The sequence below is a fragment of the Klebsiella sp. 4_1_44FAA genome, assembly GCF_000238715.1.
In the GTDB taxonomy this organism is placed as follows: Bacteria; Pseudomonadota; Gammaproteobacteria; order Enterobacterales; family Enterobacteriaceae; genus Klebsiella; species Klebsiella pneumoniae.
Window position 1 is genome coordinate 514,910 of sequence record NZ_JH414798.1, and the last position, 14,118, is coordinate 529,027.

The 14,118-nt window shown below is 51.6% G+C and carries 13 protein-coding genes; all 13 read left to right on the forward strand.

Going from position 1 to position 14,118, the window contains the following annotated elements; translation table 11 throughout:
• Window position 1: 1 nt before the first annotated feature.
• The 13 genes from HMPREF1024_RS0125525 (at window position 2) to HMPREF1024_RS23070 (ending at window position 14,107) form a co-directional block, all read left to right on the forward strand.
• On the forward strand, window positions 2-1,837 hold the full coding sequence (locus HMPREF1024_RS0125525) for a LysM peptidoglycan-binding domain-containing protein (protein ID WP_009307585.1): 1,836 nt from the start codon (window positions 2-4) through the stop codon (window positions 1,835-1,837).
• Window positions 1,822-2,028, forward strand: coding sequence for a M23 family metallopeptidase (locus HMPREF1024_RS31635; protein WP_087639247.1), 207 nt, complete (start codon window positions 1,822-1,824; stop codon window positions 2,026-2,028). Before HMPREF1024_RS0125525 ends, HMPREF1024_RS31635 begins: the two co-directional genes overlap by 16 nt.
• 14 nt (window positions 2,029-2,042) lie before the next feature.
• Window positions 2,043-2,939: a hypothetical protein gene (locus tag HMPREF1024_RS30400; protein ID WP_004148791.1), complete on the forward strand. Its 897-nt coding sequence runs from the start codon at window positions 2,043-2,045 to the stop codon at window positions 2,937-2,939.
• Between the two features lie 42 nt (window positions 2,940-2,981).
• Window positions 2,982-3,254, forward strand: a complete 273-nt coding sequence (locus HMPREF1024_RS30405) for a hypothetical protein (RefSeq protein WP_142722765.1) — start codon at window positions 2,982-2,984, stop codon at window positions 3,252-3,254.
• Window positions 3,233-3,838, forward strand: a complete 606-nt coding sequence (locus HMPREF1024_RS28225) for a hypothetical protein (RefSeq protein WP_009307587.1) — start codon at window positions 3,233-3,235, stop codon at window positions 3,836-3,838. The genes HMPREF1024_RS30405 and HMPREF1024_RS28225 overlap by 22 nt, the downstream gene beginning before the upstream one ends.
• Window positions 3,839-3,863: 25 nt before the next feature.
• A complete protein-coding gene (locus tag HMPREF1024_RS28230; RefSeq protein ID WP_029499423.1) occupies window positions 3,864-4,121 on the forward strand; it encodes a PAAR domain-containing protein in 258 nt (85 codons plus the stop codon).
• A 111-nt stretch (window positions 4,122-4,232) separates the two neighbouring features.
• The gene (locus HMPREF1024_RS23100) at window positions 4,233-5,336 is read left to right on the forward strand and encodes a hypothetical protein (protein ID WP_009307588.1); all 1,104 of its coding nucleotides are present in this window, start codon (window positions 4,233-4,235) and stop codon (window positions 5,334-5,336) included.
• Window positions 5,337-5,370: 34 nt separating this feature from the next.
• Window positions 5,371-8,766, forward strand: coding sequence for an ImcF-related family protein (locus tag HMPREF1024_RS23095; protein WP_187079288.1), 3,396 nt, complete (start codon window positions 5,371-5,373; stop codon window positions 8,764-8,766).
• Between the two features lie 133 nt (window positions 8,767-8,899).
• Window positions 8,900-10,663 carry a type VI secretion system baseplate subunit TssF gene (gene tssF, locus HMPREF1024_RS23090; RefSeq protein ID WP_004148784.1) on the forward strand — a complete coding sequence of 588 codons (1,764 nt, stop codon included), beginning with the start codon at window positions 8,900-8,902 and terminating at the stop codon, window positions 10,661-10,663.
• A 29-nt stretch (window positions 10,664-10,692) separates the two neighbouring features.
• On the forward strand, window positions 10,693-11,709 hold the full coding sequence (gene tssG, locus HMPREF1024_RS23085) for a type VI secretion system baseplate subunit TssG (RefSeq protein WP_004152910.1): 1,017 nt from the start codon (window positions 10,693-10,695) through the stop codon (window positions 11,707-11,709).
• A complete protein-coding gene (gene tssJ / locus HMPREF1024_RS23080) occupies window positions 11,690-12,226 on the forward strand; it encodes a type VI secretion system lipoprotein TssJ (protein WP_004184604.1) in 537 nt (178 codons plus the stop codon). The genes tssG and tssJ overlap by 20 nt, the downstream gene beginning before the upstream one ends.
• A 2-nt stretch (window positions 12,227-12,228) precedes the next feature.
• Window positions 12,229-12,672 carry a type VI secretion system baseplate subunit TssE gene (tssE, locus tag HMPREF1024_RS23075; protein WP_004152261.1) on the forward strand — a complete coding sequence of 148 codons (444 nt, stop codon included), beginning with the start codon at window positions 12,229-12,231 and terminating at the stop codon, window positions 12,670-12,672.
• 19 nt (window positions 12,673-12,691) lie between these two features.
• A complete protein-coding gene (locus HMPREF1024_RS23070; protein ID WP_009307590.1) occupies window positions 12,692-14,107 on the forward strand; it encodes a VasL domain-containing protein in 1,416 nt (471 codons plus the stop codon).
• Window positions 14,108-14,118 lie beyond the last annotated feature (11 nt).

Genomic DNA, 14,118 nt, shown 5'->3' on the forward strand with positions numbered 1-14,118 from the left:
CATGGAACAGTATACAGTTCAGAAGGGTGACAGCCTGTGGAAAATCAGTCGTAAATTCGGAATTGATGTTAATGAACTGGCCAATATTAACGGTCTTCTCACTAAAGCAGAGCAGCATATTATCCAGCCCGGTCAGGTATTGAGTTTACCATCAAAAGACAAAGTTTATGATACTCAATTGACTTTGAGGATTTGCGATCTCGTCTGGCGCCCGCTTGGCAATGCAAAACTCAGACTCACTTTTGATGGTAAGACGTATGATTACGTAACAGACAGCACTGGTGTTGTCGCTGGTCTGCTTATTGAAGACAGCACCAAAGGTATAAAGGTTGAACTGCAACATTTAAATAAAAAAGAATACATTCTGATTGCAGACCATAAAAAATTGCCGCTGGGAACGTTAAGTTTGCGGATATCATCCAGGGAAATGATAATAAAAGGGAGTACCAGAGTTAAACAAGGTACCCAACAATCGAGCAAACAACAGGAAAAAGTAAAGGCGAAACAGATAAATGACTCATCTGCTTCCGGCCCATCAGAAAGTAGAACAGCGGAAAGCCCGACACCTTCTGTAAATCAAACCACGAGAACCGAAGGTGGTGCTCCCACCAGTGTGAGTAATATTGGTAATGTCAGTGAAGGGTTACGCCTTCCTCCAGAGGCAGAACAATATCGAGATTATATCATTGAAACAGCTAAAAAATATGGATTCCAGCCAGAGGGACTTTCTGCATTAATTTATGCAGAGTCAAGATGGAAAGCAAATGCGACCAATCCTACTGGTTCTGGAGCGGTAGGGTTAGGACAGTTTAAACCTGATACATGGCTATCCCTATGTGCAGAATCGGAGTCTAAAATATATCAGCTTATAACAGGAAAATATTCCTACCAGAAACTGGTCTATAAAAATAGAAAACTTTTTGGTGAATTGGTCGATGGAACTATAACGGAAATCGATAAAGATACTGTTTTATCTTTGCGGGTTAATGCAGAATACAGTATTGATATGATTGGTTTGTATGATCGAAAAGGGATTGACTCACTTAGTTTAAAGTTATCAGCAGTTAGTGCTCTTGAATCAGATGAATTAGTTAAAATAGCTTACCTTGTTCATATGAATGGGGCATTTGGCGCATATGACATTATTATGAATGGGAAAGAAACTCCTGGAAAAGGCGAAAAAATCCCGACTAATATTGCTTTCTATAACCGACTAATTGGTAATTTAAAAGATAATGAGATGATAATTAGGTATTATTCTATTGATAGTACATGGAGGACCGCTTTTGTTGCATGGATGGTCAATTATTTCGATTCAATTATCGTACCTGATCATTACCGAATTGAACCGAAGATGAAAAATTACTCCACCAAAGATATTATTCAGAAACTTAATTCTACGTACATTCTAAATACGGATTTACCTCCAGTAACTATTATGAATTCGCAGCCAAGAAATACCCCATCTCCTTCTGTAAACGTTGAGGGGAATACATGGAGTAATCCACTTTCTGTTTGCCGGATTCGTACTCATGCTCTTCCTCGAGTCCGTAGTGCTACTTTTAAGGGATGGAGAACTCGCTCTAATGGACGTCGTTATCAACACCAGGGCTTGGATATAGAAGCTGCGCCAAATACACCAATATTTTCAGTAGCAGATGGTCGCATCGCTTTTATAATTGATCCTCCTCGTAGTGATTATGGCAGACAGTTATGTATTATTGTTCAGGTTGACGATCTTCCACTAGAGAAGGCGTTGCTTTGTAGATGTAATGATAGTGAAATTAGTGAGGTTTATTTTTCTACGCCCATCTGTCTGCAATTCATTCTGGTTTAGAGAGGGGAGACCATGTACGTTGTGGTGAATTATTGGGAGAAACTGGTTGCACAGGTAATGCCAATGGAATGACCAGTATAGCTTTAGGTGCTCATCTCCATTTTGAAGTTAGAGTAAAAGAGAGACCTGGTCCTGGTATAGCAAACAGGCTTGATCCTGCTCCTTTCATCGATGGGTTTAATTATCCTTAACAAGAAAATGAGAAATGAGAATTTTTATTAAATATTCTTTCATGTCGCTTTTATTTTTAGAAGCGGCAAGCTTACAAATCTGTTATGCGTCAGATAATTCAGTATCCAGCGTCAACTCGGATACAAATTCCATGACATTCTCGGAGATTTTTTCAAGACAGGAACAACAACGTGTTGATGAGGAATATCGCGGTGATTATCGTAATTACAAAAATAAGCAAAATAATTTACCTGATTCTCAGAGGAGCAAAGTTTTTTCAAGTAATGAATATTGGTTGGTAAATAAAGAACAGGATCTATGGCTTGGCTTGTTTGATGGAAAAAATATCAAAGTGCCAGCAAACTATTACAAGGACATTCCTAATGGTGGGTATCATCAACAACGAATATTAAGAGTTAAAAGAAAGGGTAAAATTTCACAATTTCTATTGCAACGTGAAACTAATAATTACCCATCTAAATGTCTCAGTGTAATAAATAATATAGTTTTTGACTCTTCATTATATACATATTTTTACTCTGGATGTACTAGTTTTAGTTTTGAACCTAACTCAACCCGCCATATCATATTATATGATATTTTACTATATGATAAAATATATGATGCGATAATTGTGCTTGATTCAATACCTTATTCAACTCCTGAAGATCTTAAATATATAAAAGAATCTTTGGTGTCAATAAATGGATACTATCGGTATGATGCGCTTGACGTTGCATTTAGAATAATCGCAAAAGATCAGATCGTTATTGTTGACCCTGACACAGGCAAAGCTTTACCTAAGGTACCAAAAACTGATGACAATGGGAAAATCATCTTGATTAATGGAAAGCCAGTAATGGTTGATGACCCTGATGGCTATAATCCTGTCATTTTAAAAAGGCTTCCTGAAGTTACTGTTTTTGATTAATATCTTTATCAATTATTTTGATTATCCATAGGATGGTAAATCATGAAATATTTTGTTTTATTTTATTTTTTGATATCAACACAATTTATCCATGCTAGCGATAGAAATGATGAGATACTCTTTTCCAAGAGTGACCCTGGAAATCTATTAGATCGAGATGCAAACGAAAGATATCATGATCAATTTATTGATTTTAAAACAACTCAAAACAATCTCCCAGATATAAAGAGAAATAAGTCTTTATTTTCCAATCAGTATTGGTTGGTAAATAAAAACAGGACTTATGGATTGGGGTGTTTGATGGGAAATATGTAAAAATACCCGCAGGTACTTATGTTAATATTCCTGGTGAAACGTTATTTCCTGAAAGCATAATTCGAATAAAAAGAGGAGGTAAAATATCTCAATTTTTATTACTAAATAGTAATTGTACATATCCATCCGTTTGTGTCAATCGAAGATATGGGATATTATTTGATGCTCATGATTATATGGTTTTTTATACTGGATGTGCCCGTGATGATAGATTAGCCTCTAAAAAATTAAGCGTTTTTTATAATATACTATTTTACAGTAAGACATTTGATACAATATTGCGGCTTGATGAATTCCCTGATTCTGCATTGCAGGGCGAAAGTATCAATGTTTTCAATACATCTATTGAAAAAGTTAAAGATTACTATATCGATTATAGTATCGAGTCGGCATTTAAGTTTACAGGTCCAGATCAGGTTATCGTTGTTGATGAAAAAACTGGAAAACCTCAGGAGAAGGTTCAGGAAACAGATGATAATGGAAATCCTGTCATGAAAAATGGTGAACCGGTTATGATTGATGATCCCGATGGATTCCAACCTGTCATTTTAAAAAGACTTCCTGAAGTTACTATTGCCAATTAATATATCAGACTGAATAGATTAGAATATGAAAAAAACTATTTGTGTAGGTGATAAAACATCTCATGGTGGATCTGTCTTAACGGGCTCATCTCAGATAATCATTGATGGTAAATCTGTGGCACGTAAGTCTGATCTAGTCTCATGTCCAACACACGGTATAAATAGTATAAGTGAGGGAGATGAAAAACATTGCGATAACGGGTTAGCTGTTGCGTTAGAAGGGCATCGCTGTTCATGTGGCGCTATTCTTATTTCCACCGGTTCGCGTGTTTTAAAGGAATGAATTTATGCCAGTAAATATTTTTGATATTCCTTCGGAAGAGAAAACATCCCAAAAAACATTATCATTATGGGTTGAATTCGGAATTTGTGTTTGTATTCTTGCTGTATATGTATGTGTTTTTTGGTTTATTTTCCTGAGTATTTATCAAAAAATAATTATGCTTTCTGGTCTGAGTTATTGCTGGTGCCGCTACTCTTAAGCGGGGCTGTATTTTTCTTCAGAGTTATAATATGGAATAATGAGGATATCGAAACAGTTTACTGGAATAAAACTCGCCTGGATTATTATCAGGAGTTGCTTCAAAAAGGAAGGGCCTATCTTGAGGTCATTGAGTTACAGGTCAGATTGCCTGATTTAAATGGTGGTGTGACTAATATCATAGAGGGGGATTTATTGCCTGTTCGCTATGCACCAAAGTTAACGCATATGTCCAGATATCTTAGTTTTAATTCCCCAATAAATGAATTAAATAGCATTCATCAAATACAGGATAGAAATGCTATTTTATTTAATAAAATAATGGGATTTCTAATTAATGATATCCATATGCATATAACCCTTTTGCCTAAATATGTTAGGGTAAAAGTGATATGCGCTCTTAATGATAATTTAAAACCTCTGATGGAAAAGATTTGGCAAGAACGACTTGATAATATATATCCGGGGGGGGATATTGAGTTTAGTAGAAACTTATCTGAATCCATCGATAACTTGCTGGATAGCTCTTCTGATGAATATATAGTTCTTATTGCCGCCAGTTTTTATGGCGCAGAATTACTTGACGATGAAATCGACGATAAATCTGAATCTGTGATGTTTTTGTTGGGAAGACTGAGAAATGATGGTGAGACTGGTGGTCACTCATCTTTAGGGGCTTTTTTTCGACCAGAATGTGATTGGGTAGGAATAGATAAATCGCTCCTTTGGGGAAGGGTTAATGAAGGGAGGCGGCTATCTGGTGTTATATATTCTGGGTTGAATGAAGAAGAGCTTAAAAAAGTGGTGTTAAAAACAACAGATGTAATGTCGGAAAGTGCACTTTCGTCGTATATATACATTGATTCAGACAACTATTTATGTAAATGCCCGCCTCTTACCGAGTTTTTGCAATTGAGTTATGTAAATGAGCATCTTCCCCCAGGACAGTATTTATTGGTAAATAAAAATAATGATGTTTTGAACTCTCATTTGTTTAACTCGGTTGCCAGTGTTTAGAGGTTTATTATAACATGAAGAAAATCCTTATTAAATTTTCTGGCGTTTTTTTGTCGTTATTATTACTGTTATTTTGTTTCTACTATATTACCTGTGGGGACCATCCCTGGGATGGATGGAACCAGCAGAAAAATTTCGGGTGCTCTGTACTATTTTCGCAGTTCCTGTTTTCCTCTCTTTGTTGCTAGTCAGTCGGTACTCACTTGTTGCGTTTGCATCAAGATTGCGTTTTTTCCATAAGTTAAATGATAAACAGAATACTTGGTCAAACAATAGTGCTCATTTGAAACAGGTAGACATAAGTAAAAAGATAATAAACGACGTACAACAAGTTCTGCGACATACTTACGGTCATTTCTGGCATAGCAAAGTCCGTATCCTGCTGATGACCGGCTCAGTCAGTGATGTGGAACAACTGGCCCCAAAACTCACCAGGGAACTCTGGCAGGAAGACCGGGGGACTGTGCTGCTGTGGGGTGGTGATCCTGCGACTCCGGCCGATGCAGACTGGCTGGCTGTGTTGCGTAAACTGCGCCGCCGTGCGGTGGACGGAATGGTCTGGGTGACCTCAGCGCTGGACGTTCTGCCGGCAACGGAAAACAGCGCAACCTCAGGTCTCACGCCAGATGCAATGGATAGCGTGTCTCATGCTTTAAAGCTTCGCTATGAGGCTCTGGGCTGGAAGCTGCCACTGTACGTCTGGTCGCTGCATCCGCGCGCCGGAGAACAGGCCGGGCGCGTCACCCAGCCAGTGGGGTGCCTGTTGCCTGCGAATTGTTCACCGCAGACGCTCGCCGGACAGCTTACCGGGCTGATACCGCAGCTGACCGCGCAAGGCATACAGCAGGTCTGCGGTCAGCCACAGCACAATTTTTTACTCGCGCTGGCCGATCAGTTGACCCGTAAACCGGAAACGGTGACGGAGCCGTTATCGGTATTGCTTAATCCTTACCGCCCGCAGCCGCTGGCCGGAGTGGTGTTCAGCGCGCCGTCGGCGGAGGCCGGCCGCAGCATCAGCCATCACTGGGGCCGGGATAACCGCTGGGATATTCTGCCGGACAGGATGACGGAATTACCCGCAGGTCTACGTCCGCGCAAACAGGGAGTCAACTGGATGCGTGGGATGAGCGTGGCAACTGCCGCCCTGATGTTATTTTGGGCCGCCACTCTGCTGGTCTCTTTTATCGCCAACCGCGAGCTGGTTACGACCGCACAGCAGCAGGTGCAGCAGGCCTCGGCGGGAAAACAGCCGCTGGCCGTACGCCTTCATGCGCTCTCCGCGTTACAGAAAACGCTTTCTCAACTGGAATACCGCTCGCAGCACGGCGCGCCGTGGTACCTCCGCGCTGGCCTCAGTCAGAACGATGACCTGCTGGCGGCGCTGTTCCCGCGCTACGGAGAGAGGGCGCAGCCGCTGCTGCGCGATGCGGCGGCGCATCATCTGGAAGAGCAGCTCACCGCCTTCGTGCAGCTGCCGCCGGACAGCCCACTGCGTGAGAAGATGACGAAGACCGCTTACGGACAACTGAAACAATATCTGATGTTGACCCGCCCGGAAAAAATGGACGCCGCGTGGTTCGCCACTACGCTAATGCAGGACTGGCCGCAGCGCTCAGGCATCGCCGACGCCGTCTGGCAGGGCAGCGGCCCTTCGCTGCTGGCATTTTATGCCGCCAGTCTGGCGTCGCATCCGCAGTGGCGTCTGCCTGTCGATGACGGTCTGGTCAGCCAGGTGCGCACACGGTTAATTCGACAGATGGGCCAGCGCAACAGTGAGTCCACGCTTTACCAGAAGATGCTCGCGCAGGTGGCGAATCAGTATGCCGATATGCGCCTGGCGGATATGACTGCCGACACCGATGCTTCGCGTCTGTTCAGCACTGATGAGGTGGTGCCGGGCATGTTTACCCGTCAGGCCTGGGAGCAGGCCGTGCAGCCGGCCATTGAGAAAGTGGTCGCGGAACGCCGCGATGAAATGGACTGGGTGCTGAGCGACACGAAGCAGCCTGCCGCGCAGTCGACGTCGCCGGAAGCTCTGCGAGCCAGGCTGGCGGAGCGTTATTTCGCTGATTTTAGCGGCGCCTGGCTGGATTTCCTCAACAGTTTGCGCTGGCAGCGCGCGGCGACCCTCTCTGATGCCATTGACCAGCTGACCCTGATGGCCGATGTGCGCCAGTCGCCGCTGGTGGCGCTGATGAACACCCTGAGCGTGCAGGGGCGAACCGGCCAGACCGGGGAAGCCATCGCCGATTCGCTGGTCAAATCGGCCAGGCAGCTGTTCAACCGTGACAACCCACCCGCCATCGATCAGCAGTCCGGCTCGCGCGGTCCTCTGGATGCCACCTTCGGGCCCGTACTGGCGCTGCTGGACAATCGCGACGGCGGGACACCCACCAGCCGTCTTAGCCTGCAGACCTTCCTGACCCGCGTCACCCAGGTGCGTCTGCGCCTGCAGCAGGTCACCAACGCCACCGATCCGCAGGCGATGACCCGGTTGCTTGCGCAGACGGTATTCCAGGGCAAGGCCGTGGATTTAACCGAAACGCGCGACTACGGCAGCCTGGTGGCGGCGGGGCTGGGCCAGGAGTGGAGTGGATTTGGGCAAACGCTGTTTGTTCGCCCGATGGAACAGGCCTGGCAGCAGGTGCTGACCCCGGCGGCGGAAAGTCTCAACGCCCAGTGGCGCAGCGCGGTGGTGGAGGACTGGAATAGCGCTTTTGGCGGTCGCTACCCCTTTAAAAATACCAGCAGTGAAGTCTCTCTGCCGCTGCTGGCAAAATACCTCGACAGCGAGACCGGGCGCATCGCCCGCTTTCTGCAGACCCGGCTGAACGGCGTGCTGCATAAAGAGGGGAGCCGCTGGATGGCGGACAGTATCAATGCTCAGGGGCTGACGTTTAACCCGGCCTTTCTGCAGGCGATGAATACCCTGAGCCATCTCTCCGACGTCGCGTTCGCCAACGGCGAAGCGGGATTGCATTTTGCGCTACGTCCCGGCACCGCGGACGGCGTGATGCAGACGGAGCTGGTCATCGACAATCAGAAACTTGTCTATATGAACCAGATGCCGGTCTGGCGGCGGTTCAGCTGGCCCGCTGACACCGAAGCGCCGGGCGCCAGTCTGAGCTGGATCAGTACCCGGGCGGGCACCCGCCAGTATGGCGATTTCCCGGGCGCCTGGGGGTGGATCCGTCTGCTGGATAAGGCGGTGGTCAGCGCTTATCCCGGAACGAGCAGCAGCTGGAGCCTGAGCTGGAAAGCGCCGGATGGTCTGTTGCTGAACTACACGCTGCGTACCGAGGCGGGGGAAGGACCGCTGGCGCTGCTGGCGCTGCGAAACTTTACGCTACCGGAGACGATATTCAGCGTGCGCGCGTCTGCTGAACGTGTTCCGCTGACCGACGATATACCCGGCGAAGAGGGATACTGAACCTTCTCCCTCACTGATTGGCGTTAACCTGCAACGCCAGGCCTCCTTCGCTCATGGCCGCCCGACGGCCAACTAATCTGACCGCGCAGCCATGCTGCGTGTCTCCCTGTAGACGAATAAGGGAATATTCATAATGGACGATTTAACCCTGCGATATTTTGATGCTGAAATGCGCTACCTGCGCGAGGCGGCAAAAGCGTTCGCGCAGGCTCACCCCGATCGGGCGGCGATGCTGGATCTCGATAAAGCCGGTACGCCGGACCCTTACGTTGAGCGCCTGTTTGAAGGCTTTGCCTTTTCCGTAGGTCGCTTGCGCGAAAAAATTGATGATGATCTGCCGGAGCTGACCGAGGGGCTGGTCAGCATGCTGTGGCCGCACTATTTGCGCACTATTCCATCGCTATCGATCGTGGCGCTGACCCCAACGCTGCCGGCGATGAAGATGGCGGAAACGGTGCCCGCCGGGTTTGAGATTAGCTCCCGCCCACTGGGGCCGAAAAATACCGTGTGCCGGTACCGAACCACCCGCGATCTGACGCTTAACCCGCTGGCGATAGAGGAGGCGGTGATGACGGCGGAGCCGGACGGACGTTCGGCCCTGCGACTACGATTCGCCTGTAGCGAGCTGGCTGACTGGTCGCAGACCGATCTCCGCCGCCTGGCGCTGTACCTGGGGGAAGACGCTGTTACCGGCAGCGCCCTCCATCTGTGGCTGACCCGACGCCAGGCCGCGCTGTACCTGCGTCTGCCGGGTCAGACAGAGCGGGTAAGCCTCGACGGCTATTTTTCCCCGGGGGGATTCAGCGAGGAGGATCGTTTATGGCCGAAGGGGGAGAGCGCTTTCAGCGGCTATCAGCTGCTGCTCGAGTATTTCACCTTTCGCGAAAAATTTATGTTCGTGCAGCTAAATGGCCTGGAAAACATCACCCTGCCGGCGGGGATATCGCATTTCACGCTTGAGGTGGTGTTCAGCGAGGTCTGGCAAAGTGATCTACCCGTCAGCGCAAGCAGCCTGCGCCTGCACTGTGTGCCGGTGATTAACCTGTTTACCCTTGAGGCCGATCCGTTGACCATCAGCGGGCTGGAGAGCGAATATCTCCTGCGTCCGAAGCGCCTGCAGGACGGGCATACCGAAATCTATTCTGTTGACAGCGTGACCGGCTCCGGGCGCACCGGGGAGGCACGCTATGTGCCTTTCACCCGCTTTCGTCACCAGGGGGGAATGATGCGTCGCCATGCGCCGGAGCGCTACTACCACACCCGCGTAAAACGGGGCGTAACCGGCATGCACGATACCTGGCTTATCCTCGGCGGACAGCAATGGGAGGCTGACCGGGAGCTGGCGCGGGAAACGGTCTCCTTGCGCATCACCGGCACTAACGGCCAGCTGCCGCGCCGGGCGCTACAGAGCACGCTGCTGGATCGCTGTGAGTCGATATCAGCCACGCCGCTTACCGTCCGCAATCTCTGTAAGCCCACGCTGCCGGCCTATCCCCCGGCGGAAGACCGCTACCACTGGCGGGTCATGAGCCATCTGGGCACCCGTTTTCTCAACATGATGAGCAGCGCCGAGGTGCTGCGCGGCACGCTGTCGCTCTACAACTGGCGGGAGGATGAGCTCAATAATCGCCGTCTGGACGCCATTCTGGCGGTCAGCCATCACCGAATTCAGCGTTTCGAGCAGGGTTTCCTGCTGCGCGGGCTGGATATTGAAGTGACGCTCGACGGTAGCGGATTTACCGGTGCGGGCGATGTCCACCTGTTTGGCGACATGCTCAACCGCTTTTTCGCACTGTATGCCGATATGAATCAGTTCAACCAGCTGACGCTCATTGTTCAACCTGAAGGGAAATGTATCCGGTGGAAAGAGAATCACAGTCTGCGCCTGCCCGGCTGATGGCGCAGCTCCGGCCTCAGTTGCCGTACATGAATTTTTACCGCTTCTGCCAGTTGCTGGAGAAGAACCATCCGAAGGCGCCGATCATCGGCAGCGGCTGGCTAGTAGGTGATGAACCCATACGCTTTCGCCCGCATCCGGGGATGGGCTTTCCGGCTGGCGAAATCCGTGGAATGGACGATCCTGAACCGCCCCGTTCGCCGGCGGTTCGCGTGACTTTTATGGGACTCTACGGCGTGGAATCCCCGCTGCCGACCCACTATAGCGATGACATTGCGCAACGGCGGGAAGGCGTCGAGGCCACCGAGGATTTCCTCGATATCTTTAACCATCGGCTGATCGCCCAGTATTACCGTATCTGGCGCAAATATTCCTACCCGGCAACCTTTCGGGCGGGCGGCACGGACAACATCTCGCAGTATCTGCTGGGCCTGGCGGGGCTGGGTATACCGGGATGTGCCGCCGTTGCCGCAGCGCCGCTGTCGCGATTTCTGGCGCTGCTGCCGGTGATGATGCTGCCGGGGAGATCCGGGGAAGGCATGGAGGCGCTGGTGGCGCTCCTGGCCCCGGGGACCCGGGCGACGGTGTACCACCACGATCCCTGCCGGATCCCCTTGTCGCAGCCGTTAACGATGAGCGTCCGTCAGCCGGTTAGCCTGCAACATAGGCCAGTGATGGGAACCCACGCCACGGATGTGAACGGTCAGGTATTGCTGCAGCTGGCCACGGAAAAGCCTGATGAGGTTCGCGGCTGGCTGCCCGGCGGCGAACTGTTCAGCGACCTGATGGCGCTTCTGCACGTCTGGCTCGGATCTCATCTTGACGTGCGGCTGCAGCTTTGCGTCGCCCGCCATTTACTGCCGGATGCGCAACTTTGCTGCCAGCAGGAGCATGCCGTCCAGCTCGGCCGTACCGCTGTGCTGCGTCCTCTGGATGCGCAGAAACAGGCTGACGACAGAGTCACGATTTATCTGGGGCGCTATCAGCGCGTCCGGGAAAATATCCACCGCAGGGAGAGCGATGAAGATGGCGATTACCGCAGTTAAACCCTCCGCCAGGTTGCTGGCATTCCTCATGGTTACCCTCTTAACCGGCTGCGGCCTGACGCAGACCGTGAAAGACGGCGCCGTTTCCGTGACCCAGTCCATTTTTTACCCCCAGGTGAAAACCCTGCATCTGGATCTTCGCGCCCGGGAAGGCGTGAATAACAACGCCAAAGGCGCCTCCCTGGCGACGGTGGTGCGTATTTATCAGCTGAAGGACCGGCAAGCGTTCGACAATACTGACTACCCGTCGCTGTTTGCCGGCGATGGCCAGGCGCTGCAGGCGGACCGGGTGGCGGAAAAAGATGTTCGCCTGCGTCCGGGCGAATCGGTGACCGTCGATATGCCCATGGAAACCAGCGCGCAGTTTGTGGCGGTGGCGGCCATGTTTATCGATCCAGACCTGACGCAAAACAGCTGGCGGCTGGTACTCACCCGGGACGAACTTGATCCGGCGAGGCCGCGCATTATCGAAGCCAGCCAAAATCAACTGACGCTGCACCCGTTTAAGGAGAAGTGAAAATGCCTCGTCCCTCCCTGTATGACATCCTGTACGGCAATTTCGCCGGCGGGCTTGACCTGAATACTGTCAGCGAAACGGATCAGGTCATCCTGTCGGTGCTCGATAACATGCAGCGCATCCTCAACTGTCGGGCCGGAACGCTGGCGCATCTGCCGGACTACGGCCTGCCGGATATGACCGCTATCCTCCAGGGGATGCCAGCGTCGGCGCACCAGCTGATGAGCACGTTGTCGGCGGTGTTGCTGAAATACGAACCGCGCCTGCAGCGGATCGCGGTGGTGATGCTCGATCAGCATGCGCCCGGCGAACTGCGCTATGCCATTGATGCGGAGCTGAAGGATATTGGCCTGGTGCGTTACGGCACGGAGTTTATGCCCGAGGGCAGGGTGTTGATCCGCCACCTCAAACGTCAGCAGTACCTTGACGCCCGCTCCGCCCTCTAATCTCTCGCTGAAAGACATCATGATGACAACACACCACGACCGTCACTATAAAGCCGGTGGCGACCCGCGCACGCTGGCTGATTTTATGGCCCTGCGTGCGGAAATGAACAAGCTCAGCCACCCGGCGCGGCCGGATATTAACTGGCCGTATGCCGAGCAGCTTGCCCGCGGGCTGTTGGAGCATCACGGCGCGGACCTGCAGACTGTCGCCTGGTATACCCTGGCCCGCGCCCGGCTGGGCGGGGTGGCAGGGATCAATGAGGGGCTGACGCTTATGGAGTCGCTGCTGGTTCGTCAGGGGAAAAACCTGTGGCCACAGGCGCTCCCGGCCCGGACAGAGATCTTCCGCACCCTGAGCAAGCGGCTGCGGCAGGTGATCCGTACCCTGAATCTTACCCCAGAGGATGTTGATTCGCTTGAGCAGGCTGAACGTTCGCTGCAAAGCTTCGACGCAGTGCTCCAGCGCCTTGAGATCGCTCCTGAAAACCAGCTGAGCGACCTGCGGGCGCTACTGCACAGCACGGCAACTCGCTTCGAGAGCCTCGACCCTGCGCCAGCGCTTCCCACCGCGCCGCCGGTGGCGGTGTCTGACGCGGAACTTCCCGGCACTCTGGTCAGCGAAGAGGATGCGGCGAAGGCTGAGCCAGTGCCAGACCTAAAACGTAGACCAAAGGCTGAGCCGCTGGCTCCGCCTTCACCTGCAAAGCGGCCCGCGCCGGTGGCGGCGTCTACTCCGGCAGCCGCGCCGCGCTGGAAGCCGTTTATCGCCGGGATGGTTACCATGCTGGCGGTAACGGGTATCGCCGTCGGCGGATGGCTGGCGCTGCGTCAGTCCGACTTGCCGCCCATTTCGGTCACCCAAAATGCCGGACCGATACCGGGCCTGCCGGCGACAACGCCCCCGGGGCCGGTTGATCTGCCACAGACGCAGCGCCAGCTTGGCGAGCTTGCCCGCCTGGCGCCGGACTGGGCGGTCAGCTACGGCGACCAGCTGGTCCACCAGGCCCTTATCCGCTGGCCGGATCAGGCGCAACCGCTGGCGCAGCAGTGGCGGCAGCAGCTGAGTGCTGGCGCATTGCCCGCGGAAAACCTTACCGGCTGGTCGGAGGGCATGCTGCAGCTGCAGCGGCTCGCCGACCAGCTCAATGCCCTCGACGAGCAGAAGGGGAAGTACCTGACGGTGAGCGAACTGAAAACCGCAGTATTTGCCATCACACAGTCGTTTAACCGAGCTGTTCCGCTGGAGGAGCAGCTGCGCCAGCTGGCCGCGCTTCCGGTTGATCAACCCTGGCCAGCCGCGCGGGGAAGCCTCGCGGAGCTGCATCTGCAACAGCTGATAGTGGAGTATGCCCTGCTGAAGCGAAAACAGCCGGCGTCGCCGACCGCTGCGCTCCCCGCAACCGGTGAGCCCTCGGTGAGTGAGGCGGTGAAATAAAGTGTGCGCAT